Origin of the sequence: Pseudomonas mangrovi (assembly GCF_003052585.1) — a bacterium.
Taxonomy (GTDB): Bacteria; Pseudomonadota; Gammaproteobacteria; order Pseudomonadales; family Pseudomonadaceae; genus Aquipseudomonas; species Aquipseudomonas mangrovi.
Genome location: NZ_QASN01000017.1, coordinates 292,197 through 318,712, shown reverse-complemented (window position 1 = coordinate 318,712; position 26,516 = coordinate 292,197). Strand labels below are relative to the sequence as shown.

The window sequence follows — 26,516 nt, the reverse complement described above, 5'->3', positions numbered from 1 at the left end:
CCTCAGGCCGCCTGGGCCAGGCTCGGCGAGGTCTGCAGGCTGCGGTGCAGGCGGCCCTGCAGCTCGTTGCCGAAGGCGTAGAAGCGCGCGCCGAGCACGCCGCTGCGCGCGGAGAAGCGGTTGTAGGCAATCACCGCGGGAATCGCCGCGAACAGGCCGATGGCGGTGGCGATCAGCGCCTCGGCGATGCCTGGCGCGACCGTGGACAGCGTCGCCTGCTGCACCTGGGACAGGCCGATGAAGGAATTCATGATTCCCCAGACCGTGCCGAACAGGCCGATGTAGGGGCTCACCGAGCCGACCGTGGCGAGCAGCGGCAGGCCGCGGGCGAGGCGTTCCTCCTCCTCGCTGATGGCCACCAGCAGCTGGCGTTCGACGCCGTCGATCACCGCGTCCGCGGCGATGCCCGGCTCGCGGCGCAATTGCGCGTACTCGGCGTAGCCGGCGCGGAAGATCCGCTCGAGCGCCGCATCGCGGTCGTTCTCCGCCTGGCCCTGGCGATACAACTGAGCCAGCTCCTGGGTCTGGCGCGTGCGACGCAGGAAGACCTTGCCCAAACGGTCGCAACGGCCGAGGGCGAGGCTGCGGGTGATGATCAGGTACCAGCTGGCGAGCGAAGCCAGCACCAGGGTCAGCATGACCAGCTGGACCAGCAGGCTGGCCTCGCTGATCAGTCCCCAGACGGTCATCTGTTCGAGGGTGGCGTGCATCGTGAAGTCCTCCGTTAGGCCCCTCGCCTGGCGGGGGCCTTCTGTTCTATGGCGTTGCGGTTACCGACTGATGACCGAGCCGGGTCAGTCCGGTTGCAGGGTCCGGGCGATTCCGCTCCAGGGCACGAACTTGAAGTTCTGGGTCTGCTCGGGCATGCGCTTGCGGCCGTCCTGCACCACCAGCATCCCGGCGCTCCAGGGCCCGCCGAGATTGGCCGCGGTGACTTCCAGGCCGTCGGTCTCGGAGGCGCCGTCGATACCCAGGGCGCCATTCATGCCGACGCGAAACGCACCGCGCAGGGCGAAGGGAGGCTGGGCGTCGAGCACCAGGTAGCTGTCGTTGCCCTGGCTGGAGACGATCAGGTAGTCATGCCCCGCGGACTGGTACAGCGCAAGGCCCTCGACGTCGGCCTTGAGCACCTCGCCGACCTGCATCACCGAGGTGAGCTGCGCCTCGGCGTCTGCGCGGGCATCCACTGCCCAGATGCCGACATCTTCTTCGCCGATGAACAGGCGCTGGCGCTCGTCGTCGGCGACGCAGCCCTCGGGCTGGCTGTCGACCTTGAAGCGGCGCACCTGCTCGCCGCGCACCTGGCTGCCGGCGGCCTGCAGGCGGTACTGCAGGAAGCTGCCGTCCTTGCCGTTGGCGAAGGCGTAAAGCTGGCCGGGCGCCGGCTGGAACAGACAGATGCCGTAGATTTCCTTGAGTGGCGTGCGGATCTCGCCGGCCTCGCGCAGCTCGCCGCTGGCGCGGTCGATGGCGAACACGCTGATGCTGTTGTGGTCCCGGTTGCTGGCCACCGCCAGGTCTACCGTCTCGCCGGCGAGACTGAAGCCGGCACGCAGATCGACGTTGTTCAGCCGCCCGACCGGCAGGTCCTGGACCAGCCTGCCGTCGAGGTCATAGGCGAGCAGGCCCTGTTTCTTGTTGGTGCCGAGCACCCGCGAGCGGGACGGGTCCTGCGGATGCACCCAGATCGCCGGGTCATCGGCGGCATCGCCGTGGCGGCCGACCGGCTCGCTCTGACGCAGCGGCGCGACAGCCGGCAGCGTCGGCGGCAACGCCAGCGGTTGCGCCGCCCAGGCCAGCCGGCCCTGGTAGAAGCGCCCGTTGTCGTCGTCCTGCAGCAGCAGCTCCAGCCCCTCTGCGCTGCTGCGCACGGACAGCCGCTCCGGTTCGGCGAGGCCGTCCAGCGGCAGCCGGGCCACACGCTGCCAGCGGTCGTCCTGCTGTTGATAGAGGTGCAGCGCGGCGTCCTCGGCGTCGAGCGCGAGCAGCCCGCCGGGCACGGCGGCCATGCCGGCGACACTCTTGCTCAGCCCGCCGAACGGTCCCAGCAGGTCGACCGGACGGCGCGCATTCTCGGCTTCCGGATGCGCCGGATAGGCCCACAGGCCGACCCCTTCCTCGTTGACGAACAACTGCTGGCTGGCGTCGTCGACCTGGCAGTACTCGGCCTGCGGCGGCAGCGGCAGGCCGCGCACCCGGCGGGCTTCACCGAGCAGGCCGCGGCTGTCGCCGACCAGCCATTGCTCGCCCTGGCCATCCTCGCCGAGCAGGAACAGGTGCAGGTTGCGCGCGTCATCGCGGAACAGGCACAGGCCGCTCAGGGCGTAGTCGCGCGCCGGCAGCAGTAGCGGCGCCTGCCACTCGCCGCTGCTCGGGTCGAGGGCCACCAGCAGCGGACGCTGGCTGGCGCTGTCGATGCTGGCGATCTGCAGCTGGGCGCCCTGGGCGCGCACGTCGAGGGTGCTGAAGCTGCCGGGCAGGCGCGCGCGTTCGTTGCCGTCGGCGTCGAGCAGCAGCAGGCCGCGCTTCTCGCTGGCGGCCAGGCGCAGGTTGCGGCCTTCGGCCACTTCATCGGGAGCAAAGCGCAGGTCTTCGGCGCGCACCTGGGCGGAGGCGCCCCAGGGTGACAGGCTCAGCGCCGGCGTCGCGGCGCCTGGCGTGGGGAAGCGCTCGCAGCCAGCCAGAACGAGGGCGGCGAGCAGCAGGGAACGGCTGAACAGGGGGTTCATCAGGGGTAGATCCTTGTCATCGAGCGGGACAGGCCCGTGCCTGTCAGCGGCACGGGCGCGGGCGTCAGAAATGCGAGAGGGTCAGGCCGAGCTTGTAGCTCGGGCCATATTCCTCGTACTGGGCGTTGTAGCGACGGCTGCCGGTGTAGGTGTAGTAGTGCTCGTCGGTGAGGTTCTGCGCCTCGAACGACAGTTGCAGTTCGGGCGTCAGGTTGTAGCGGGCGCTGAAATCGACGAACAGCTGGTCGTCGACCCGGGTGTCGCGGAACGGCTCGCTGATGGAGGCGACCTCGTAGAGCGCGTCGGACTTGTAGTTGGCCGACAGGCGCAGGCTGAGCTGGTCGTTCTCCCAGCCGAGCATCAGGTTGCCGACGCTGTCGGACTGGAACGGCAGGTCGATGTCGCGCTTGCGTTGCAGGCCGCTGGCGGCGTCGAAGCCGCTGATGCTCGCATCCGAGCGGCTGAAGGTGGCGTTGGCGCCAACCAGCACGCCGTTCCACGGCGCCGGCAGCCAGTCGAACTTCTGCGACCAGGCCAGTTCCAGACCGTAGAGTTTTGCCGAGTCGCCATTGGCGAAGGTCGCTGCCTCGTCGAACGCCACCCAGGCACCGGTGCCGGCCAGGTCGGTGTTGTAGACGAAGTTGTCGATGTCCTTGTAGAAGACGAACGCCGACACCACGCCGGCGCGCCCCAGGTAGTGTTCGATACCCAGGTCGATGTTGCTCGATTCCAGCGGCTTCAGGTCCGGGTTGCCGAACGCGGCTTCGTCGCCATCGATCAGGAAGCCCGGGGCGATCTGCTCGAAGGTCGGGCGCACCACGCTGTTGGTCCAGGCCGCGCGCAGCTGGGTGTTCTTGTCCAGCTGGTATCGGGCATGCAGCCCGGGCAGCCAGTGGTGGTAGTCGTTCTGGTTGTCGGTGCTCTCGAATACGCCGTCGCGCAGCCCGGTGCCCTTGGAGCGCTGGCGGGTGCCCTCGTAGCGCACCCCGGCGATCAGGCGCAGATCATCGATGTCGACGCTGTTCATCAGGTAGGCGGCGTTGATGTCTTCGCTGATGCTGAAGTCGCCGATGCGCGACTCTTCCTCGTTGTAGAAATTGCCGGCGTCGAGCCTGTCGAGCAGCGCCTCGACCGCCTTGCCGCTGATGCCGGGGCCGAACGCGCCGAGGCCGTAGTCGACACGCCCCTTGAGGTAGTTGGAGAGCAGCAGCTCGTCATCCGTGATGCCGAAGGTGTCGAAGTCCTCGTAGGTCCAGACCTCGGTGTCGTTGTCCTTGTCGCGGCGGCTGAGCTTGCCGCCGAACTTGACTTGGGCGGCCTGGCCGCTGAGCTCGTAGTCGCGGGCCAGATCGAGCTTGATGTTCTTCTCGGTGTCGGTGGTGTCCTGCTCGGCCCACTCGACCTCGTCGAGCACGAACGCGGCCGGGTCATAGAAGGCGCTGCCTGCGGTCAGTACCGGCTTGCGGCTGCTGAAGAAGCCCGCATCGGTGAAGTCGTCGTCACCCTCGAAGGTGGCGCCGGCGATATGCCCCGGCGTGCGTTCGCCGGAACGGCTGTAGCCGGCCTGGCCGGCCAGGGTCCAGGCGCCCAGCAGGCGCTCGCCGCCGAACACGTAGGACTGGATGGTCTGGGTTTCCTCGCGCTCCTTCAGTTCGCGCCAGCCCTCGGCGTCGCCCAGGGTACCGGCGGCCTGTGCATCGGCGAACTCCAGGCCCGCGGCATTGCGCGTCTCGCTGTCCTTGAAGCGGCTGTAGAGCGTGCGCAGGTAGTAGCTGGAGTAGTCGTCCGGGCGGTAATCGACGTTGATGCCCAGGCCACTGCGCTCGCGGGTGATGCGGTAGTCGCGCTGTTCCGCTTCCTCCAGCCGGGCGCCATCGGTGAAGTCCCAGGCGCCACCGGTCTCGACGTTGTCCGAGCCGAAGTCACGCTCACCCCAGGTGCCCGCCAGGGCCACACCGAAGTTGTCCTGGCCGCCGCCGAGGCTGAAACGCTGGCTGAACGCGCCGGAGAGCTTGGGGCTGTGCTCGTCGGTGTTGTCATCGTGGCTGCCTTCGCCGCTGAGCGTGTAGAACAGGCCGTCGTGATCGAAGGCCGAGAGGCTTTCCACCTCGACGGTGCCGCCGAGGGAGTTGGCGTCCATGTCCGGGGTCAGGGTCTTGACCACCGACAGCGACTGCACCAGCTCGGCGGGCAGCACGTCGAGCGCGACGGCACGGCTGTCGGCGTTGGGTGAGGGAATGACGGTGCCATTGATGCTCACGCTGTTGAGGTCCGGGCCGAGGCCGCGCACGCTGACGAAGCGCCCTTCGCCCTGGTCGCGCTCGACGCTCACCCCGGGCAGGCGCTGCACCGCCTCGGCGACGTTCTCGTCCGGCAACTGCGCGACACCGTCGGCGCTGACCACGCTCTTGACGCTGTCCGAGCGGCGCTGCTCCTTGAGCGACTTGTCGATGCTGGCGGCCTGGCCGACCACGTTGACGTGCTCGGCGGCCGGCTGCGCGCTGGCTACCAGCGGCAAACCCAGCAGGGCCAGCGCCAGGGCGCTGAAATGAAAGCCCGCGCGGCGGGCGGTGAGGCGGTATCTGTCCATGTCGTGCTCCCCATCGAGAAAGGTCGGTGCCGGGGCAAGGGCCGGCGAACGGAGCGGATGCTGGGAAGCGCGGATGACGGTTGCGTGACAGGCCTGCGCTGGAGCGCCTGTTTTGGCCGGGTTTGATGGGGTTCGGCGAGGGAAATGCGCTCGAATGACCCCTGTAGGAAGTGTATTGGTGGATGGCTCCGGCCATTTCGCGTCGTTGTTGAGCGTCCCCGGATGGACGCCCACGCAGGAGCGTGGATACCAGCTGAAGTAACTCGTCCCGGCAACGCGCTGCCGCCTCGGAACGATCAGCGCAGAGCGATCAGGCCGTATGCCGTCAGCCGGGCTCGGCGAAAAAAATCCGTCAATGCCCTGAGCCCATTTGACCCCCACCCCTGCAACCAAACCGTCATCTGCCTCTGTTTCGCTGGGCGCCTTCGAACCTCGCGGAGCCCGACCATGCCGACCCTGCTGCGGCTGCATCGCCTGAAATTCCTCGCCCTGCTGCTGGCGGCCAACCTCGGCCTGCTGCTGCACCTGGCCGTCGGCGACCTCAAGGGCATTACCGAGTGGGTCTGGCTGGACATCCTCGGCGAGGGCGGCTCGGCCTTTCTTGCCCTGGCCTGGCTGGGCCTGATCCTCAAGAGCCGGCCGGCCGGGCGGGTCACCAACCTGTTGGCGCTGGGACTGGGCTGCGTGTTCTTTTCCTGGTGGATCGACCTGCTGGATGAGTTCGTGCGCATGCCCGAGAGCATCGTCTGGGACCACTGGCTGGAGTCGCTGCCGATGCCGGTCGGGCTGGTCCTGCTGACCTGGGGCATCTACCACTGGCACCACGAGCAGCTGGCAATCAGCGTCCAGCTGGAAAAGCGCGAGCGGCTGTTCCGCGAACACCGTCAGTTCGACAAGCTGATCCCGCTGGGCACCGCCGACTACCTGCGCCGGCAGATCGAGCTGGAGCTGGTCGAAAGTCGCCGCCAGCAGCGACCACTGTCGCTGGTCGCCATCGATCTGGACGACTTCGACAGCCTCAACCAGCGCTTCGGCCACGCCGAGGGTGATGCGGTGCTGCAGGCGCTGACGCAATTGCTGCTGCTCAACCTGCGCCGGCAGGATCTGCTCTGCCGTCTGGCCGGGGATCGCTTCGTCGCGCTGTTGCCGGATACCGGTGAGAGCCAGGCGCGGCAGATCGCCGAGGAACTGCGCCTGGCAGTGGCGAGCCTGGCACACCGCAGTCGCCAGCATGGCGAGCGACTGCAACTGCGCGCCAGCGTGGCCTGCGCAATGGCGCTGGAGGAGGACGCCGAGACGCTGCTGGCGCGTCTCAACCAGGCGCTGGAGCGGGCCAAGCGGCCGCTGGCGCTGAGCGCCTGAGGCCATGACCATCGCGCGGCGCTGGTACGAGCGCGACAGCCGGCTGATCGCCGCGCATCAGCAGCCGGCGGTACTGATCGACCTGTGTCTGGGGCGGGGTATCAACAGCCACAAGCTGCTGCGTGGGGTCGGCGTGTTTCATGAGGACATCCTCGCCGGCCAGCTGCGCATCAGCCCCGAGCAGTACCTACGGCTCATCGGCAACGCCCGCCAGTTGCTGGATGCCGACGATTCGGCGTTCCTCTTTGGTCAGCGCCTGCTGCCCGGCCACCAGGGCGCGGCCAGCCAGGCGCTGGCGCTGGCCGCCAATCTGGGCGAAGCGCTGGCGCTGCTGGTGGAGTTGCGCGCGCTACTCACTCCGCTACTTGCCCCGCGCCTGGTAATGGATGCCGACTACGCCTACCTGAGCTGGCATGACGCCTGTGGCGCCGGCGAGCAGCTCGACTTCCTGCTCGAAGCCAGCATGGCGGCGGTGGTGGCGATGAGCCGACGCCTGGGCGGTGAGCACCTGCCCTGGCGCTTCCACCTGCGTCGGGCGCGGCCGCGGCAGATCGAGCAGTACTGGGTACACCTGGGCGAAGACCTGCACTTCGCCGGCCCCTGCGATCTGCTGCGTCTGCCACGCGAATACCTGACCCGGCCCTGGCCCCAGGCGGCACAGACCTCCGCAGCGGTCGCTGCGCGCCAGGCGCGCGAGGCGCTGTGCGCGCTGGAAGGTCCGGCCGGACTGCTCGACTGCCTGAACCGCTGGCTGCTGCGCCACGTACGCGAGGCTCCGAGCCTGGAGCGCGCCGCCGAGGCCTTCGGCATGAGCCCGGCGACCCTCAAGCGCAAGTTGAAGAAACACCAGAGCAGCTACCAGGAACAGCTCGACCGGGTGCGCCTGGACGTCGCCCTCTACCTCTACCAGGTGCACGGCTTCGGCAATGACCAGGTCGCCAGCCACCTGCGCTTCCACGACGCCACCAACTTCCGCCGCTCGTTCAAACGCTGGACCGGCCTGTCGCCGAGTGCGGCGCGGGAGTTGATCAGGGTGTAGCGGCGGGGTCCGGCTGCGCGGGGGCTCGAACATGTATCGAATCTCAGGGCCTGAACGGTTGGGCGCGAGTTGCTCAAAAACTGTGCAAAAGCAGTAGAATCGCGCCCCTCGCAATACCAGAGCCCTTCGCCATGAGCACCTTCCGTCCCGAACTGCTGTCGCCCGCCGGCACGCTCAAGTCCATGCGCTATGCCTTCGCCTACGGCGCCGACGCGGTCTACGCCGGGCAGCCGCGCTACAGCCTGCGGGTGCGCAACAACGAGTTCGACCACGCCAACCTGGCGCTCGGCATCCAGGAGGCACACGCCCAGGGCAAGCAGTTCTACGTGGTGGTCAACATCGCCCCGCACAACGCCAAGCTGAAGACCTTCATCAAGGACCTCGAGCCGGTGGTGGCGATGGGACCGGATGCGCTGATCATGTCCGACCCGGGGCTGATCATGCTGGTGCGCCAGCACTTCCCGCAGCAGACCATTCACCTCTCGGTGCAGGCCAACGCGGTCAACTGGGCGACGGTGAAGTTCTGGGAAAGCCAGGGCGTGAGCCGGGTGATCCTGTCGCGCGAGCTGTCGCTGGAGGAGATCGGCGAGATCCGCGAGCAGGTGCCGGGCATGGAGCTGGAGGTGTTCGTCCACGGCGCGCTGTGCATGGCCTATTCCGGCCGCTGCCTGCTGTCCGGCTACATCAACAAGCGCGACCCCAACCAGGGCACCTGCACCAATGCCTGCCGCTGGGAATACAAGGCCCACGAGGGCAAGGAAGACGAGTTGGGCAACATCGTCCAGCAGTACCAGCCGATCCCGTTGCAGCAGATCGAACCGACGCTGGGGGCGGGTGCTCCCACCGACCAGGTGTTCCTGCTCGAGGAGAGCAACCGTCCCGGCGAGCTGATGGAGGCCTTCGAGGACGAGCACGGCACCTACATCATGAATTCCAAGGATCTGCGCGCGGTGCAGCACGTCGAGCGGCTGGTGCAGATGGGCGTGCACTCGCTGAAGATCGAGGGCCGCACCAAAAGCCACTACTACGTGGCGCGCACCGCGCAGGTCTACCGCAAGGCGATCGACGATGCCGTGGCCAGCCGGCCGTTCGACAGAAGCCTGATGGATACCCTGGAGTCGCTGGCGCACCGCGGCTACACCGAGGGCTTCCTGCGGCGCCACGTGCACGACGAGTACCAGAACTACGAGCGCGGCTTCTCCCTGTCCGAGCGCCAGCAGTTCGTCGGCGAGCTGACCGGCGAGCGCATCGGCGAACTGGCCGAGGTCAAGGTGAAGAACCGCTTCGCCGTCGGCGACCGCCTGGAGCTGATGACCCCGCAGGGCAACCTCAACTTCCGCCTCGAGGACCTGCGCAAGCGCAGCGGCGAAGCGGTCGAGGTGGCTCCCGGTGACGGCCATACGCTCTACCTGCCGGTACCTGAATCGGTCGACCTGCAGTACGCCCTGCTGATGCGCGAGCTGGACGGCGCAACCACCCGCGGCTGAGCGGACGCCGCCTTGCTTCTCCCGCCGGGAGAAGGTGGCGCGCAGCGCCAGATGAGGGAGGGCTGGCGCCGCAGGATGCCTGGCGTTGCCTGGTTTGCGGCGGCAGCGAGTCGCCTGAGAAATCCCTCTCCCGCCTTCGGCACCCTTTCCCGGAAGAAAGAGGGAAGAGCCTCTAACGGTGAAGCTCAGTCCTGATGATCACGCAGCATCTGCGCGAAGTGTTCGGCGGGGACAGGGCGACTGATCAGATAACCCTGGATGGCGTCGCAGCGCTGGGCCTTGAGGAAGTCCATCTGTTCCTGGGTTTCCACGCCTTCGGCCACCACCTGCAGTTCCAGGCTGTGGGCCAGGGCGATGATCGCGCGGGTGATGGCGGCATCGTCGCTGTTGTCCGGCAGCTCGCGAATGAACGACTGGTCGATCTTCACGCAGTCGACCGGGAAACGCTTGAGGTAGCTGAGCGAGGAAAAGCCGGTGCCGAAGTCGTCGATGGCCAGGCGCACGCCCAGCTCGTCCAGTTGGCGGAAGGTATCGATGACGTTGTCGACGTTGTCCAGCAGCTGGCTCTCGGTCAGCTCCAGTTCCAGAAGGCGTGCCTCCAGGCCGGTTTCCTCGAGCACCTGGCGCACCAGGCTGGAGAGGTTGCCCTGGCGCAGCTGGTGCACCGACAGGTTGACCGACACGCTCAGCTCCGCAAGGCCATCGAGCTGCCACTGGCGTGCCTGGCGGCAGGCCTGGCGCAGGACGAACTCGCCGATGGCGCCGATCAGCCCGGTTTCCTCGGCCAGGCCGATGAACTGGGCCGGCGCCACCAGCCCGAGCTGCGGGTGGTTCCAGCGCACCAGCGCTTCAGCGGCGTCGAGACAGTCATTGGCCAGGTTGAGCTTGGGCTGGTAGTAGACCTCCAGCTGGCCCTCGGTGATGCCCTTGCGCAGCTGGGTTTCCAGTTGCAGGCGTTCGATGGTGGCGGACTGCAGGTTGTCGGTGAAGAACTGGAAGGTGTCTCCGCCCAGGTGCTTGGCATGCTGCATCGCCATGTTCGCCTGGCTGATCAGCGCCTGCAGTTCGCGGGCGTTGTCCGGCAGCAGGCTGATGCCGATCGAGGCGCTCATCATCAGCTCGTGGCCAGCGACCTCCAGCGGCTGGCGCAGCTTGCCGAGCAGGCGATTGGCCATGCGCGCCAGGCTCGACAGGTTGCTGTAGGAGTCCACGACCACGGCGAACTCGTCGCTGGACAGGCGGGAGATGGTGTCCGCCTCGGGTACCGCCTGGGTCAGCCGGCGGGCCATCTGCTGCAGGAGCTGGTCGGCGACTTCATGGCCGAGGCTGTCATTGAGCAATTTGAAACGGTCCAGGTCGATATGCAGCAGTGCCAGGCTGCGCCCGCTCTGCCGCGAGCGCTGGGCGGCCTCGTGCAGGCGTTCCTTGAACAGGCTGCGGTTGGCCAGCCCGGTCAGCTCGTCGTACTGCGCCAGATAACGCATGCGCTCTTCCGCCTCGCGGCGTAGCGAGAGGTCGGCGAGGAAGCAGACGATATGGCTGGCATGGCCCTGGCCGTCGCGGACCAGTTTGATCTGCAGCAGTTGCGGGAAGAGCTCGCCGCTCTTGCGCCGCTCGACCAGTTCGCCGCTCCACTGTCCGTGCTGCTCCAGCTCCTGGCGCATCTGCTGGTAATGGCGGCGTGCCTCGGGGTCGCTGACCAGCTGCAGCACCGCCTGCCCGAGCGCTTCTTCGCGGCGGTAGCCGGTGACCTGGCTGAAGGCATCGTTGACCGCCAGGATGCGGTAGTTCGGATCGAGGATGACGATCCCTTCGCTGGCTGCCTCGAACACGGTGGCGGCCAGGCGCTGCTCTTCCTCGCGACTCTTCAGCGCGCCGATGTTGCGGCGGGTGCCGACCATGCGCAGCACGCGACCGCTCTCGTCGCGCGACACGGCGCGCCCGCGGTCCTCGATCCAGACGTAGGAGCCGTTGGCGTGTTTCACCCGGTATTCCACCACGTAGCCGTCCGCTTCGCCGCGGAAATGCGCCAGCATCGCCTCGCGCAGCACGGGGACATCGGCGGGATGCAGGCGAGGGCGCAAATCGCGCAGGGTGGTCTTCACGTCCTCCGGCTCGATGCCGAAGATCTCGCGCACCTGGGTGTGATGAACCTCGTCGGTCTGCAGGTTCCAGTCCCACAGGCCCAGACCGCTGGCCTCCAGCGCCATCGCCAGGCGGGTCTGGCTCTTGCTCAGGGCGTGGCTGGTTTCGTCCAGTTCGCGGGTGCGCTCGTCTACTCGCAGCTCGAGCTGATCGTGCGCCTGGCGCAGGTTGCGCTCGGCACGACGGCGCTGTTCGACTTCGCGCGCCAGTTCCTGATTGAGGCCTTCGGCGCGGCTCTTGGCCTGCGCCAGGCTTTCGATCAGTGCCTGGTTCTCGAAACGTCGCAACAGGCTGCGCAGGATCAGCCGGTTTACCTGCCAGGCCACCAGCGGCAGGCTGAGCAGCATGATCAGCGCCAGCAGGCCCCAGCCACGCTGAAGCTCGCTATCACTGGCCAGCAGCACGAACGACGACGGCAGCAGGCAGGGCAGGGCGAAGGCGAGAAAGGCCTGGATGCTCACGGCATAGGCGACGCAGGCGGAGATGATGGTGGCGGCGATCACGCCGAAGATCAGCGTCTGCAGAAAGAAGGCGTCTGCCGGCACCAGCCAGATGCTCACCGCCGCCAGGGTCGCTCCGGAGGCGGCGGCACCGATGAGAAACGTCTGGCGCCAGTAGGGCTTGGCCTGGCGCGACGGTAGCGCGCGATGGAAGGCGGCGACCTGGATCAGGCGCAATACGGCGAGTAGCACCAGCCAGATCAGCCAGCCGGTCAGCAGCAGGGTATCGGTGAGGTCCCAGAGCAGGCCGGCGCAGATCAGGCCGGTAAACAGCATCAGCAGGGTCGGCATGCGCGACCCCTGATAGAGCAGGCGAGTGCGCTCCGCAGCCAGTTCGGTGGCGTGGCGCTGCTGCAGGTTGCGGCGCGTTTCGGCGGCGCTATGAAGGGGAGTCGGAGCGGTCACTGGCTGTTCTTGTAATGGTGGACCTTGGGCCGAGCATACCCGAGCTAGACGCATCGCCCAAGGCCGAATGGCGAATTGCCAGTCACCTCTCGGACGAGCTGCACGGCTGCCGTCGGGCTGGTTTGCCGCTGCGCCGGCCCGCCCCGTAGAATGCCGCGATGCAAAACGATCCCGAACTCCTGCTCGCCTCCCTCAACGACGCCCAATGCCAGGCCGTCGCCGCCCCACTCGGCCGCCAGCTGGTGCTGGCCGGCGCCGGTTCCGGCAAGACCCGCGTGCTGGTCCACCGCATCGCCTTTCTCATCCAACTGCACGGCGCCTCGCCCTATTCGGTGCTGTCGGTGACCTTCACCAACAAGGCTGCTACCGAGATGCGCGCGCGCATCGAGCAGTTGATGGGGATCAACCCGGCCGGCATGTGGGTCGGCACCTTTCACGGCCTGGCGCATCGCCTGTTGCGGGCGCACTGGCAGGAGGCGGGGCTGGCGCAGAACTTCCAGATTCTCGATTCCGATGACCAGCAGCGGTTGATCAAGCGGGTGATCCGCGATCTCGGTCTGGACGACAACCAGTGGCCGGCGCGCCAGGCGCAATGGTTCATCAACGGGCAGAAGGACGAGGGCCTGCGCCCGCAGCACATCCAGCCCGGCGGTGATCTGTTCCTCAAGACCATGCGCGCCATCTACGAAGCCTACGAGGCGGCCTGCGCCCGCGCCGGGGTGATCGACTTCGCCGAACTGCTGCTGCGCGCGCTGGATCTGTGGCGCGACCAGCCCGGCCTGCTGGCGCATTACCAGCAGCGCTTCCGCCACGTGCTGGTCGACGAGTTCCAGGACACCAACGCCGTGCAGTACGCCTGGCTGCGGCTGCTCGCCAAGGGCGGCGAGAGCCTGATGGTGGTGGGCGATGACGATCAGTCGATCTACGGCTGGCGCGGTGCGAAGATCGAGAACATCCAGCAGTTCTGCGACGACTTCCCCGACGCCCAGACCATCCGCCTGGAGCAGAACTACCGCTCCACGGCGAGCATCCTCAAGGCCGCCAACGCGCTGATCGCCAACAACCAGGGGCGCCTGGGCAAGGAGCTGTGGACCGACGGCGGCGACGGCGAGGCCATCGCGCTGTACGCCGGCTTCAACGAGCACGACGAGGCGCGCTACGTGGTCGAGAGCATCGAACGCGCCCTGCGTGACGGCCTGACCCGCAGCGAGATCGCCATCCTCTACCGCTCCAACGCCCAGTCGCGGGTGCTGGAGGAGGCGCTGCTGCGCGAGAAGATTCCCTACCGCATCTACGGCGGCCAGCGCTTCTTCGAGCGCGCCGAGATCAAGAATGCCATGGCCTACCTGCGCCTGATCGATGGCCGGCACAACGATGCCGCCTTCGAGCGGGTGATCAACGTGCCGGCGCGCGGCATCGGCGAGAAGACCCTGGAGACCCTGCGCCAGCTGGCCCGCGACCAGGACCTGTCGATGTGGGCGGCGCTGCACCAGGTGGTCGGCAACAAGCTGGTGCCGGCGCGTGCGGCCGGGGCGCTGAATGCCTTCGTCGAGCTGATCGACGGGCTGGCGCTGCAGACCGAGGGAATGCAGCTGCACCTGATGACCCAGACCGTGGTCGAGCAGAGTGGCCTGCTGGCCTATCACCGTGACGAGAAGGGCGAGAAGGGCCAGACCCGGGTGGAAAACCTCGAGGAACTGGTCAGTGCCGCGCGTGCCTTCGAGAACGAGGAGCTGGAAGACGGCGAGACGCCGCTGTCGGCATTTCTCGGCCACGCCTCGCTGGAGGCCGGCGACACCCAGGCCGATGCCTTCGAGGACAGCGTGCAGCTGATGACCCTGCACAGCGCCAAGGGCCTGGAGTTTCCTCTGGTGTTCCTGGTCGGCATGGAGGAAGGGCTGTTCCCGCACAAGATGAGTCTGGAAGAGCCGGGTCGTCTGGAAGAAGAACGGCGCCTGGCCTACGTCGGCATCACCCGCGCCATGCAGCGTCTGGTGGTGAGCTACGCCGAGACCCGCAGGCTCTACGGCAGCGAGACCTACAACAAGGTCTCGCGCTTCGTTCGCGAGATTCCCGCCGGGCTGATCGAGGAAGTGCGCCTGTCCAACTCGGTGCGCCAGCCGTTCGGCGGCGCCGCGCCGCGCGGCGGGCTGCACGCCAGCTTCGCCACCGCCGCAGTGCCGGATACCGACCTGCGCCTGGGACAGATGGTCCGCCACCCGCTGTTTGGTGAGGGCGCCATTCTCAACTTCGAAGGCTCCGGTGCCCAGGCGCGGGTCCAGGTCAACTTCGATGAAGGCAGCAAGTGGCTGATGCTCGCGTACGCCAAGCTTGAGGCGCTCTGAGCGAGGTGTCGACAGGCTCTCGCCGTTGCTAGCCCGTAGGGCGGATTAGCCGCCGGCGTAATCCGCCGGCGCGTCTCCTTTTTCCCTCAAACGATTTTCGCCGGCCGCCAGGAGTGCCAAACTGCGCGCCCTGCGGTGCGTCTGGCGTCGCCCCAGACTTCTGTTTTCACTCGCTATCCGAGGAGCTTCGATGACCCGCCGTTACCTGCTGCTCGCCGCCGGCCTGCTCGCCGCGCTCGGCCTGACTGGCTGCGACAAGGACAAGCCGGCCGCCGCTGCCGCCGCGCCGGCGCAGACCTACCACTGGAAGATGGTCACCGCCTGGCCGAAGAACTATCCCGGCCTGGGCACGGGCGCCGAGCGTCTGGCGGAGCGGGTCAAGGTGATGAGTGGCGGCCGGCTGACCATCAAGGTCTACGCCGCAGGCGAGCTGGTCCCGGCGATGGAGGTGTTCGACAGCGTCTCGCGCGGCACCACCGAGCTGGGCCATGGTGCGGCCTACTACTGGAAGGGCAAGGTGCCCACCGCACAGTTCTTCACCTCGGTGCCCTTCGGCCTGTCGACCAGCGAGATGAATGCCTGGCTGTCGCGTGGCGGCGGTCAGGCGCTATGGGACGAGGCCTATGCACCCTACGGCGTAAAGCCGCTGCCGGCCGGCAATTCGGGTATGCAGATGGGTGGCTGGTTCAACCGCGAAATCGAATCGCTGGATGACCTCAAGGGCCTGAAGATCCGCATGCCCGGCCTGGGTGGTGAAGTGTTGTCGCGTCTCGGGGCGACGCCGGTGAACCTGCCGGGGTCGGAGGTATTCACCTCGCTGCAGACCGGCGCCATCGACGCCAGCGACTGGGTCAGTCCGTACAACGATCTGGCCTTCGGCCTGCACAAGTCGGCGCGCTACTACTATGCGCCCGGCTGGCAGGAGCCGCAGGCGGTGATCGAGCTGCTGATCAACCAGAAGGCCTACGACAGCCTGCCGCCGGATCTGCAGGCAATCCTCGGCGAGGCGGCCCGGGCCGCCAACCAGGACATGCTCGACGACTACGTCTACAACAACGCTCTGGCGCTGGAGGAGCTCAAGCGCCAGGGCGTGCAACTGCGGCGCTTCCCTGACGAGGTGCTCGACGCGCTGCGTCGGGAGTCGGAATTCGTGCTCGGCGAGCTAGCCGCGCAGAGCGAGCTGAACGGCCGCATCTGGGCCTCGATGACCGCGTTCCAGGCCCAGGTCACGCCGATGCACCAGCTGACCGAGAAGGAGTTGCATGACTGGCGCTGACCGTCGCCGGCATAGGAACCCTGCGCCACCGCGCGCCTCATAAATCCGGAAACACTCTGTCGCTGGTGTGGCGCGGTAGCCCTCGGCACCATGGCGCGCGCGAAACCCTTTTACTCAAGAGATCACCTGCCCATGCAACGCTTCCTCAGCATCGCCCTGGCCCTCTGCCTGGGTCTGACCCTCAGTCTCGACGCCCAAGCCAAGCGCTTCGGTGGCGGCAAGTCGTTCGGCTCGGCCCCCAGTCACCAGAGTGCCCCGCGGCGCCAGGCGGACAGCCCGCAAGCCGCGCCCAATCGTCAGGCCGGTGCTCCGCAAAGCGGCGCGTCGCGCTGGCTCGGCCCGCTGGCCGGCATCGCCGCCGGTGGCCTGCTCGCCTCGATGCTGATGGGTGATGGTTTTGAAGGACTGCAGCTGTTCGACATCCTGATCTTCGGCCTGATTGCCTTCGTCATCTTCAAGGTCATCGCCGCCCGCCGTCGCAGTGCCGCCGCCGCGCAGCCGGCAATGGCCGGCGGTGCGCCCTGGCAGCAGCGTCAGGCCGCCGACGGCGCGCCGATCTTCGGTGGTGGCGCCGCGGCCGCACCGGTGATCAATGCGCCGAGCTGGTTCAACGAACAGAGCTTCATCGAAGCCGGTCGCCAGCACTTCCTGGCGCTGCAGCAGCACTGGGATGCCAACGAGATGGACAAGATCGCCGAGTTCGTCACCCCGCAGATGTTCGATTTCCTCAAGCGCGAACGCGCCGAGCTGGGCGACGGCTACCAGTCCACCTACGTCGACGAGCTGCAGGTGCAGCTGGACGGCGTCGACGACCAGGCCGACAAGACCATCGCCACCCTGACCTTCAGCGGCACCGCCAAGACCTCGCGCTTCGACCAGGGCGAACCCTTCAGCGAAAGCTGGCGCCTGGAACGCGCGCAGGGCGAGAACCAGCCCTGGCTGGTCGCAGGCATTCGGCAGAACTGAGTCGTCAATGCATAATCAGGAAACCCGGCCACGGCCGGGTTTCTTCGTTCTGAAGAGCGAGAAAACCGTTCGTCGGGCAGCCTGAACGAGTGTTCCATTGAAATGGAAAGCGCTTGGGGGGCGCTGGCATAGTGCCAGCCTTGCTCGTATCGCCAACAAGGAGGTTGTCCATGGCTTCGCATCTGCTGTCCAAATCCCTCATCGCCCTGTCAGTCCTAGCGGCCCATGCGCATCTCTCAGCGCAGACCATCGATCTCGGTGGCGCGCCGCTGAACATCAATACCCCCTACCTCGAACAGCTGACAGTCACCGGGACGTACAACTTTGCGGCACCGATCCCTGCCTTCGTCGGCATTACTCTGGCCAATGGGGCTTCCCTGCCGGCTGGACTGACACTCGATGCGACCCTGTCCATCCAGACTACTGGGCTCGCCTTCGGCTTCTACTCTCATCCTGGCTTCAGCGTCCCGCTGGACGGCGACCTGATCAACCAAGGGACATTGCAGGCAAGCGGTGCGACCAATGCCGCAGCCATGATGCTGAACCCAGCGCGGGTGACCGGTAGTGTCATCAACGAGGGCGTGCTGCGCGCCACAACGACGGGCAGCGATCCGGCCCACGGCGCTGCCGGCCTACAAGTGATCACCAGCCAGGCAACCTCCGGTACCGTCGGCGGCAACGTCGAGAACCGCGGTGAGATCGAAGTCAACGGCTTCAACAGCAGCGGCCTGCTGATCACCGGCGACGCCACCATCGGTGGCAGTCTGCTCAACTCGGGGCAGATCGACATCAATGGTGCCGGCAGCCGCGGCATGGCCGCCGCCGGCAGCGCACCAGGGACCTTGCAGGTCAACGGGAGTGTGGAAAACAGCGGCGATATCCGGGTGACCAGCGCCGGAAGCCCCAGCCGCTCCGCGTCGATGCTGGTGTTCAACACCGAAGTGCTTGGTGCCGTGCGTAACCTGGGCACGCTCGAAGGTAGCGGCGGCGAGCGCATGGGCGGGATTTCGATCGTTTCCAGTCAGGTCACCAGCGTCAGCAATGGCGCGACAGGCGTCATCGACAACAGCGCGGCCAGTACCAGTGGGATCTACTTCGAAGCCAGCCAGGCAAGCGGGCTGGTCAGCAACCAGGGGAAGATCGAGGTTACCGGCAGCGATGCGTTCACCGGCGCCGGCACGGGATCGGGCGGCATGTCCATCGTAGATAGCCAGCTCGACGCGGGTCTCAGCAACAGCGGCGAGATTATCGGTCGTGGTGCGAATCCCCTCAGTGGCGTGGCGGGCATGTCGCTGCTAGGCAGCTCGGCGAGCTTTCTGCACAACACCGGCTCGCTGGACCTTGCCGGCTTCGAGTCCTCCGGTATCTACCTGTATGACAGCCAGGTGAACGGCTCCGTACTCAACAGTGGCGACATCAAGGTTGTGAGTGACGCCAGCGCCTACCCGGCGGCAGGCATCGTGGCGGTAGGCAGCACTGTTGTCGGCGGCGTCAGCAACACCGGCACTGTTGACGTCTCCGGCGTGGGTGCCAGCGGCGTTGCACTGCGAAACGGAACGGTTTCGAGCTTGAGCAACAGCGGCTCCATCAACGCCGCCGCGGGCGCTGGCGTCTACCTGGACGGCGTCACCCTGGCGGCGCTCACCAACACCGGCAGCATCGTTGGCGGCACCTATGGCATTCACCGCACCGGCAGCGCGTTCGGTCTGCAGATCAACCATGACGGCGGCCTGATCGAAGGCAGCACTGCAGCGATCCTTGCCGAGAACGCCAGCCTCAACTGGACGGCCGGCACCATCCGTGGCGATCTGGAAGGGCTGTATGTGGTGAATGTGCTGGGCGACGTCGTTTTCGACGGCGCCTATATCCGCACCCAGGAGGTGGAGATTTCCGGCGCATCTGGCGGCCAGCCGGCCGGCCGTCTCGCACTGCAGCGTGCCCATACCCAGATCGATGGCGGTCTTTTCCTTGGCACCGGTACGTCCGTCGACATGCTGATCAGCACGGCGCAGACCAACCCGAACCAGGCGATTCTCGCCGTCAGCGGCCAGGCGGAATTCCTCGCCGGCTCGCAATTGCGCCTGTCCGCCAGCGCCGATGACTTCTCTGCCAATGGCGCCCAATACACCCTGATCAGCGCCGGCTCTATCCTCGATGGCGGCCTGGGCGTGGTCAGCAACTCCGCGTTGCTGAACGTGGACAGCTTCAACGTCGATGCCGCCGGTAGCCGGACGGTGACCGCGGTGGTCAGTCGCAAATCCGCTGGAGAGATCGAGCAGGTACTGGACCAGGCTGGCGCATCCGGCAACGGGATATCGGCCGCGCTGCCCTTTACCACCTCGGTGCTCAGCCAGCTGGACAGCAGCGACCCGCTGTTCCAGGCGTTCGCCAATGCCAGCCCGGAAGAGCTGGCCGCACTGGCCGAGCAGCTCACCCCGGAAGTCAATGGCGGCGCAACGCAGGCGGCCATGGGCAGCCAGAGCCTGGTCAATGGCGTCACCAGCAGCCGTACCGGCGGCGGTGGCAAGGGCATGTCCTCGGGTGATGTGCTGCAGCAGACCGGTGTCTGGCTGCTCGGCCTGGGCAGCAATGCCGATCAGGACCGACGCAACGGCATCGCCGGTTTCGACGCAGAAACCCGAGGCTTCGCCATCGGTGCCGACGGCAAGCTCAACCCGCAGACGACCATCGGCCTTGCCTACGCCAATCTGCAGACCGAGGTTAAGTCGCAAACCGGCAACACCAGCGATGTCGATGGTCACGCCTTCACGCTGTATGGCGGTTACGAGGAGAGTGGCTATTTCCTCGACGGCAGCCTGACCTACGGCATCAACGACAACAGTGCCAAGCGCTACGTGGCCGGCACCCGGGTCAAGGGTGATTTCGACAGCGAACTGTTCGGCATCAACCTGCTGGCAGGCTATGGTTTGCAGCTGAACTCCGAATGGCTCTTCGAGCCAAGAATTGCCGCGCGCTATAGCCGTCTGGATATCGACAGCTACAGCGAGAAGGGTTCGGCGGCGGCGCTGCAGGTCGGTGCCCAGCGCTACGAAGTCGCCGAGCTGGGTGCAGGGGTGCGCCTGGCAGGCAATTTCGCGCTTGGCCAGGGAAATCTGCAGCCGGAACTGCGTGTGATGGGCTATCACGATTTCATCGCCGATCAGGCCAGCAGCACCTCGGCATTCCTGCTCGGGGGCTCGCCGTTCGTCACCACCGGTGCCAAGCCTGCGCGCAACAGCTATGAAGCGGGAGTGGGCCTGAACTACCACCTGGGTGCCCTGAGCATGGGCGTCAGCTACGACTACCTCGGCAAGCAGGACTTCTCGGCGGATACGCTGCAGGCCAGCGTGCGTTACAACTTCTGATGCCGATCGCCCGGCGTGGCGTGCCTCGGTGGGCCATCGCCCTGCTGCTTCTGCTGTCGCTTGGCGGCTGCCAGAGCAGCCTGGAGAGGGTCCAGCAGCGCGGGGCGCAGGCGGGCTATCACTTCGAAGTGACTGCCTCGCAACCTTTTCCGCTGTTGCAGGGCGTCGCGCTTAAGCTGCCGGCCGGCAGCCGAACCCGCGTCTACATCGAGGGCGATGGCCACGCCTGGTCGACGCCAACGCAGCCGAGCCTGGATCCCACACCCCGTGACCTGCTGGTCATGGAACTGGTGCTGGATGACCCGCAGCCGAGCATCTATCTGGCACGGCCCTGTCAGTTCGTGTTCGCGGCGGGCTGTCGCCGCGAGTTGTGGACCAGCGAGCGCTACTCGGAAGACGTGGTTCGCAGCCTGGATTCGGCGCTTTCGGCGCTGAAGGCGCGTCATCAGCTGGGTGAGTTCGAACTGGTCGGCTACTCCGGCGGCGCAGCACTGGCGCTGCTGCTGGCGGCCAGGCGCGAGGATGTGGTGATGGTGCAGACCCTGGCGGGGAATCTGACTCCACGACGCTGGGCTCGACTGAACGGGCTCAGTGCACTGGACGGCTCCCTCGAGCCTCTGGACTACAGGCAGCGACTTCGGCCACTGCCACAGCGGCATCTGCTGGGCAGCGCGGACGAGGTGATTGGAGTTGCCCTGCTGGATGACTATGCGCAGCGCCTGGATGGCGACTGTGCCGACTATGTGGTGCTTGAGGGCGTGCGCCATGCTCAGGGCGTGGCCGGTGCGTGGCAGGCCTGGCGCGATCGGCCGCTCGCTTGTGCCGAGTGAGCGCCTGCTAGGGACGCTCCTCCAGCAGCTTCGCATAGACTTCCCCGCTGTCATCGATCACCGCACGCTCGGACTCCAGGTAGGCTCGCAGCCCAGGCTCCAGCTGTTCGGCACCGACACGTTTGATGAAGTTGTCCAGACACTGGCGGAAGTAGGCGCGTACCTCCTCGACCCTTTCCGGCGTTGCCTCGCTCCAGAGCGTGCCGCGCTCGTTGAACAGGCCGATCGCACCCAGCAGTTGCACCAGCTCGAGGTGTTGTTCGCGTGTCATGCCTGTATCCTCCGGCGATGCATTCCCTGGGGCGTTCTGAAGCTGTGATTTCGCCGTCCGCGGTGGCGAGACGGCCGGTCAGGAGCGAGTGGCCTGAGCTTGAGTCGAACCCGAGCATGCGTTGGCCCATGGCGTCTGGCGAGTTCTCGCGGGCCATCTTTCAGTAGTGCCCGAAATTGCAGAATAGCCATGCTGGCGCTCTGCGCCGGGCTTTTACATCACCTCTGGTCGAGGAGCGGAAGTCGTGGAAGAAGTCATCGAAGAGCTGCGTGAGCGCAATGAGCCGGTTCCGGTACCGCTGGAACTGCCGGAAGAGGAGACCCTGGTGGAAATCCAGGAGGAGATCCTCATCCACCTGCCGTTCGGTCTGCGCGAGTATCTGCTGACCGTCAGCGATGTGGTCTACGGGCGCCTGGAGCCGGTCACCGCCGCCGACCCGCAGTCGCATACCTATCTGCCGGAAGTTGCTGCGCACGCCTGGGATATCGGCATGCCCCGTCACCTTGTACCGCTCTGCGTGGATGGCGATCGCTACTACTGTGTGGAAGAGGACGGCACCGTGCTGCTCTGGGACGCGGTGGATGGCGAGATGAGCGACGAGAGCTGGGAGACTGTCTGGCACTGGGTGCGTGACGTCTGGCTGGAGAGCTGAAACCTGCCTCTGTGGTGACTGTCCTTGAACAGGAGTCGATCGATGGCGGGGCGCGTTTGACGATCGTGAAGGGCTGAAATGATCATGCGGTTACCGCGGCGTGCGGGGGACGGCATCCAAGTCGGGGAAATCGAGATGAGCAGCAGCGGTATCGGCGAAGCAGCGATCAGCACACTACGTGAGCGCGAACGCGCACTGTTTCTGCAACGCAACCCGCGCTCGCTGGCGTTGGCCGAGCGTGCCCGCCACTCGCTGTTCGGCGGCGTGCCGATGCACTGGATGAATGACTGGTCGACGCCCAGCCCGCTGTTCGTCGAGCGTGCCCAGGGGGCGCGTTTCCAGGACGTCGATGGGCATGAGTATGTCGATTTCTGCCTGGGTGACACCGGCAGCATGTTCGGCCACTCGCCGGCACCGATTGCCCGGGCGATCGCCGAGCAGGCCAGTCGTGGGCTGACCACCATGTTGCCGGGTGAAGATGCGGTAGTCGCCGGCGAGCTGCTCGCCGAACGCTTCGGCCTGCCGTTCTGGCAGGTGGCGACCACCGCCACCGACGCCAATCGTTTCGTTATCCGCTGGGCCCGGGCGATCACCGGACGCAACACCTTGCTGGTGTTCGATGGCTGTTATCACGGCACGGTGGACGACACCCTGGTGCGTTGGCGCGATGGTCGCACCGTGCACCGCGCCGGATTGGTCGGCCAGGCCTATGACCTGACCCGCTATACCCGGGCGATCCCGTTCAACGACCTCGAGGCGCTGGAAGAGGCGCTGGCGCTGGGTGACGTGGCCGCGGTGCTGTGCGAGCCGGCGATGACCAATATCGGCATGGTCATGCCCGCGCCAGGCTTTCATCAGCGCCTGCGCGAGCTGACCCGCGAACACGGCAGCCTGCTGATCATCGACGAGACCCATACCATTTCCACCGGCCCCGGCGGCTGTACGCGTGCCTGGAACCTGGAGCCGGATTTCATCACCTTGGGCAAGCCCATCGCCGGCGGCGTGCCCTGCTCGGTCTATGGTTGCAGCGCGGCCATGGCTCAGGCGATGCAGCTGAGCAAAGCCCATGCGGCGGAGATGGTCGAGGGCCACGGCCACAGCGGCATGGGCACCACACTCTCGGCCAACGCCCTGGCGATGCACTGCATGCGCGCCAACCTGGAACAGGTGATGACCCCGGCCGCCTACCAGCACATGCTGCCCCTGGGCGCGCGCCTGGCCGAAGGCTTTCGCGCTCTGATCTCCCAGCAGGGGCTGGCCTGGTCGGTCACCGAGCTGGGTGCGCGCTGCGAGTTCCAGTTCTGTGCCGTGCCGCCGCGCACCGGTGCCGAGGCAGAGGCGGCCTTCCACGATAGCCTGCAGATGACCCTGCACCTGTACCTGATCAATCGAGGCATCCTGATCACCCCGTTCCACAACATGACGCTGTGCTGTCCGGACACCAGCGAGGCGGATGTCGATCGGCTGATCGCTACCCTCGATCAGGCCCTTGGCGAGTTGCTGGCGCTGCCTGGCGCGCGGCAGGACTGATGGCGACCTATCCGGCGGGCCTGGCGCCGGGGCGCTGACAGGCGCCCTGGTTGCCCGATTGCCTTCCGGGCCGTCGGGCGCAACCCATTCGATTCAAGCCAGGTGTCCGGCAGGTGTTGCCGGCGCCCGCCGGAGCCTTATCCATGCGATTCGCCGATATCCGGGAAGCCCATGACTTCCTCGCCGCGCACCCCCAGGTGCAGCAACTCGAACTCTTCCTCATCGACGCCAACGGCGTGCCGCGCGGCAAATTGCTGCATCGCGACGAGCTGCTGGCGGTTTACCAGCACGGTCGGCCGCTGCCGAGCACCATCCTTGCGCTGACCATCAACGGCGACGACGTCGAGGACAGCGGCCTGGTCTGGGAGGTTGGCGATGCCGATTGCTGGACCTATCCGGTGCCCGGCAGCCTCTGCCTGCAGACCTGGCGCAGCCAGCCCACCGGCCAGCTGCAGGTGTGCATGCACCCCGAGCGCGGCCAGCCCGCCACTCCGGCCGATCCGCGGCATGTGCTGGCGCAGGTGATCGAGCGCCTGCAGGCCGACGGGCTGCACCCGGTGATGGCGGTGGAGCTGGAGTTCTATCTGCTGGATGCCGAGCGCGATCCCTGGGGCCGGCCGCAGCCGGCGCGCCACGGCAATGGCGAGCGTCCGCAGGCGACCAGGGTCTACGACGTGCTCGAACTGGAGCAGCAGCAGGATTTTCTCGATGACCTCTACGCGGCCTGCCGCGCCCAGGGCCTGCCCGCGCGCACGGCGATCTCGGAGTACGCCCCCGGCCAGCTGGAGATCACCCTCGAGCACCGCTTCGACGCGCTGCAGGCAATCGATGAGGGGGTGCGCTACAAACGGCTGGTCAAGGGCGTGGCCAACCGTCATGGGCTGCAGGCCTGCTTCATGGCCAAGCCGTTCGCCGAGCGTGCCGGCAGCGGCCTGCACCTGCATCTGAGCCTGGCCGATGCCGCCGGCGACAACCTGTTCGCCTGCGAGGATGCCCAGGGCACGCCACTGCTGCGCCAGGCCATCGGCGGGATGATGGCGAGCCTGCAGGACAGCCTGGCGATCTTCTGCCCCAACGCCAATTCGTTCCGCCGCTTCCAGGCCAACAGCTACGCGCCGCTGGCGGCGACCTGGGGCGTCAACAACCGCACCGTGTCCTTCCGCGTGCCGGGCGGGCCGCCTGCCAGCCGGCATATCGAACACCGCATCTGCGGCGCCGACGCCAACCCCTATCTGGCCGCCGCGGCGATCCTCGCCGGTGCCCATCGCGGCATTCGCGAACAGCTCGATCCGGGTGCGCCGATTACCGGCAACGGCTACGCCCAGGCTCACGCGCCGCTGCCCAGCGACTGGCTCACTGCCCTGCGCGCGCTGGAGGCTTCGGACTGGGCGCGCAATGAGCTGGGCGAGGGCTTCATGAAGGTTTATCTGGCGCTGAAGCGCCAGGAATATCGGGAGTTCATGGCCGAGGTCGGCGAGCAGGACTGGCGCTGGTTCCTGACCCACGCCTGATGAGTGATGGACATGGGGCGTCGCGCTGGGTAGTGGCGGTGCTGATTCCGTGGCGCAGTGGGTTCAGCGCAGTGGCAGGCAGCGGATGCCGCGCTCATCCGGCAGCGGGCCGTCGAAGCACAGGGTGCCGGTGGTCGCATCCCAGCGCGGGGGCTGGCCGGGATAGTAGGGGTTGTCGGCGCCGGGCAGGGTGGTCAGCGCGGCGAGCAGTTCGCTTTCCTCGTCCGGCAACTGTCCGAGCAGGTTGAACAGGCGAATGCGCGCCTCAAGGTCCTGGACACGACCTGCATAGTTCTCAAAAGCGGGAGTGGCGATGTTCAGCAGGATCTGGCCGATCGGGTTGTTCGGCTGGCTCCAGGGCGAGGCGGGCTCCAGGGGCTCGCGCTCGGCCAGGGCCTGGGCAAGCCGGTCCGGCGGCAGCTGCGACAGCTCGGCAGGGTATTGGTAGGAGGGCAGGGCCTGATTGATGCTGCGCTGCGGCTTGTAGAACAGCAGCAGTGGCAGCGCGCCGTGTTCTTCGACGCCCAGCTGGCGCAGGTTGCCGAGCAGGCGGGCGATGCCACTGAATTCGTGCTGCATCGGCATCAGCAGCGAACGTTCGCTTTCGCTCAGGCCGGCAATCGGCGCGGGGTCCGGCAGCAGGCCGCGGGCGTGCCAGAGGGCGATGCGCTCAAGATCCGCGGCCAGCATGCTGGCCAGGACTATCTTGCCGATCAGGGTATCGGCCTCCGCCAGCTGGCGACGCAGACGGACGATATCCTCTTCCAGTAGCTCCAGCGCCGCGCGCGGGTTGCCCTGCTCGATCAGCTGCAGCGCCTGCAGGCCGAGCAGACGGTTGGCGACCATCAGCAGGCGATGGTTCGGCAGCGGCTCGCTGGCGCCCGGCAGCGCCTGGCTACGTGCCGGGGCGAGCTCCAGCCAGAGTCGATAGCGTTCCAGCAACACGGCATTTTCCGCCAGCAGGCGTGTGCCGTTCAGTGAGCCATCGGCACTGCGCGCCAGGCACTCGGGCTTGCCCGGTTCGCACAGCTGTTGGTTGTCGGGAAACGGCAGCAGTGCTGTGTCGGGCTGTGCCAGAACGTTCTTTTCTCCGGCCTCAGTCCAGGCGTGATAGGCGTCGAGTCGCGCACGACCGAGCTGCATCGGCTGTTCCATGGCGCCTGCGTCCAGACCCAGGAGCAGCAGATAGCTTTCGCTCGGCTGACTGCGGCGCTCCTCGAAAGCGGCCTGCCAGGCCAGGCTCTGTGGCGAAGGCGAGTTGTCGAGCAGCATCAGCGCGCTGAGCCCGGCCAGCGTGGCCAGTGAGCAGAGGGTCAGTGCGAGGCGGGTTCTGGTCATGGCAGGGTCCTTCCCGGAAGTGCAGGCGGCGCACGCTAACCAAGTTTCCGAGGACGGACAATTCATTTGCCGTACGGCTGCGGACCGGTCGACAGATGAATGGCCGAAAGTGCCCTCGCCGCTCTGCAAAGGCCGACGGCAGGCCGCGAGGGTTGTTGTCGCGCAGGTCCTGATC

General features: G+C 66.8%; 17 protein-coding genes. 11 read left to right on the top strand and 6 right to left on the bottom strand.

The window, feature by feature from the left end:
* Window positions 1-2: 2 nt before the first annotated feature.
* The 3 genes from tolQ to DBO85_RS10405 all read right to left on the bottom strand — a co-directional run bounded on the left by tolQ (window position 3) and on the right by DBO85_RS10405 (window position 5,319).
* Window positions 3-710, bottom strand: coding sequence for a protein TolQ (gene tolQ, locus DBO85_RS10415; protein ID WP_108107191.1), 708 nt, complete (start codon window positions 708-710; stop codon window positions 3-5).
* An 84-nt stretch (window positions 711-794) separates the two neighbouring features.
* Window positions 795-2,729 carry a phytase gene (locus DBO85_RS10410; protein WP_108107190.1) on the bottom strand — a complete coding sequence of 645 codons (1,935 nt, stop codon included), beginning with the start codon at window positions 2,727-2,729 and terminating at the stop codon, window positions 795-797.
* Between the two features lie 64 nt (window positions 2,730-2,793).
* Window positions 2,794-5,319 (bottom strand): TonB-dependent receptor, encoded by a 2,526-nt coding sequence (locus tag DBO85_RS10405; protein ID WP_108107189.1) that lies wholly within the window; start codon window positions 5,317-5,319, stop codon window positions 2,794-2,796.
* A 447-nt stretch (window positions 5,320-5,766) separates the two neighbouring features.
* Between DBO85_RS10405 and DBO85_RS10400 the strand changes: the two genes are divergently transcribed.
* The 3 genes from DBO85_RS10400 (at window position 5,767) to trhP (ending at window position 9,207) form a co-directional block, all read left to right on the top strand.
* Window positions 5,767-6,681 (top strand): GGDEF domain-containing protein, encoded by a 915-nt coding sequence (locus tag DBO85_RS10400; RefSeq protein ID WP_108107188.1) that lies wholly within the window; start codon window positions 5,767-5,769, stop codon window positions 6,679-6,681.
* A 4-nt stretch (window positions 6,682-6,685) separates the two neighbouring features.
* On the top strand, window positions 6,686-7,720 hold the full coding sequence (locus tag DBO85_RS10395; protein WP_108107187.1) for an AraC family transcriptional regulator: 1,035 nt from the start codon (window positions 6,686-6,688) through the stop codon (window positions 7,718-7,720).
* Window positions 7,721-7,851: 131 nt separating this feature from the next.
* Window positions 7,852-9,207 (top strand): prephenate-dependent tRNA uridine(34) hydroxylase TrhP, encoded by a 1,356-nt coding sequence (trhP, locus tag DBO85_RS10390; protein ID WP_108107186.1) that lies wholly within the window; start codon window positions 7,852-7,854, stop codon window positions 9,205-9,207.
* Window positions 9,208-9,392: 185 nt separating this feature from the next.
* On the opposite strand, the gene DBO85_RS10385 is transcribed toward trhP, so the two are convergent.
* Entirely contained in the window at window positions 9,393-12,143 is a 2,751-nt protein-coding gene (locus DBO85_RS10385; protein WP_233356593.1) for a putative bifunctional diguanylate cyclase/phosphodiesterase, read from the bottom strand.
* 272 nt (window positions 12,144-12,415) lie between these two features.
* On the opposite strand from DBO85_RS10385, the gene uvrD reads away from it, so the two are divergent.
* The 5 genes from uvrD (at window position 12,416) to DBO85_RS10360 (ending at window position 21,039) form a co-directional block, all read left to right on the top strand.
* Complete coding sequence (uvrD, locus tag DBO85_RS10380) at window positions 12,416-14,602, top strand: DNA helicase II (RefSeq protein WP_108107184.1); 2,187 nt, start codon at window positions 12,416-12,418, stop codon at window positions 14,600-14,602.
* Window positions 14,603-14,792: 190 nt separating this feature from the next.
* A complete protein-coding gene (locus tag DBO85_RS10375) occupies window positions 14,793-15,878 on the top strand; it encodes a TRAP transporter substrate-binding protein (protein ID WP_108107183.1) in 1,086 nt (361 codons plus the stop codon).
* 132 nt (window positions 15,879-16,010) lie between these two features.
* The gene (locus DBO85_RS10370) at window positions 16,011-16,844 is read left to right on the top strand and encodes a Tim44 domain-containing protein (protein WP_108107182.1); all 834 of its coding nucleotides are present in this window, start codon (window positions 16,011-16,013) and stop codon (window positions 16,842-16,844) included.
* Window positions 16,845-17,014: 170 nt separating this feature from the next.
* A complete protein-coding gene (locus DBO85_RS10365) occupies window positions 17,015-20,209 on the top strand; it encodes an autotransporter family protein (protein WP_108107181.1) in 3,195 nt (1,064 codons plus the stop codon).
* Window positions 20,209-21,039, top strand: a complete 831-nt coding sequence (locus DBO85_RS10360) for an alpha/beta hydrolase (protein WP_108107180.1) — start codon at window positions 20,209-20,211, stop codon at window positions 21,037-21,039. Before DBO85_RS10365 ends, DBO85_RS10360 begins: the two co-directional genes overlap by 1 nt.
* Before the next feature lie 7 nt (window positions 21,040-21,046).
* On the opposite strand, the gene DBO85_RS10355 is transcribed toward DBO85_RS10360, so the two are convergent.
* Window positions 21,047-21,310, bottom strand: coding sequence for a hypothetical protein (locus tag DBO85_RS10355; protein ID WP_108107179.1), 264 nt, complete (start codon window positions 21,308-21,310; stop codon window positions 21,047-21,049).
* 244 nt (window positions 21,311-21,554) lie between these two features.
* On the opposite strand from DBO85_RS10355, the gene DBO85_RS10350 reads away from it, so the two are divergent.
* The 3 genes from DBO85_RS10350 (at window position 21,555) to DBO85_RS10340 (ending at window position 25,003) form a co-directional block, all read left to right on the top strand.
* Window positions 21,555-21,962, top strand: coding sequence for an SMI1/KNR4 family protein (locus DBO85_RS10350; protein WP_108107178.1), 408 nt, complete (start codon window positions 21,555-21,557; stop codon window positions 21,960-21,962).
* 135 nt (window positions 21,963-22,097) lie between these two features.
* Window positions 22,098-23,492 carry an aspartate aminotransferase family protein gene (locus DBO85_RS10345; RefSeq protein WP_108107177.1) on the top strand — a complete coding sequence of 465 codons (1,395 nt, stop codon included), beginning with the start codon at window positions 22,098-22,100 and terminating at the stop codon, window positions 23,490-23,492.
* A 143-nt stretch (window positions 23,493-23,635) separates the two neighbouring features.
* The gene (locus DBO85_RS10340) at window positions 23,636-25,003 is read left to right on the top strand and encodes a glutamine synthetase family protein (protein WP_108107176.1); all 1,368 of its coding nucleotides are present in this window, start codon (window positions 23,636-23,638) and stop codon (window positions 25,001-25,003) included.
* Between the two features lie 63 nt (window positions 25,004-25,066).
* On the opposite strand, the gene DBO85_RS10335 is transcribed toward DBO85_RS10340, so the two are convergent.
* Window positions 25,067-26,341 (bottom strand): hypothetical protein, encoded by a 1,275-nt coding sequence (locus DBO85_RS10335; RefSeq protein ID WP_108107175.1) that lies wholly within the window; start codon window positions 26,339-26,341, stop codon window positions 25,067-25,069.
* Window positions 26,342-26,516: the final 175 nt, after the last annotated feature.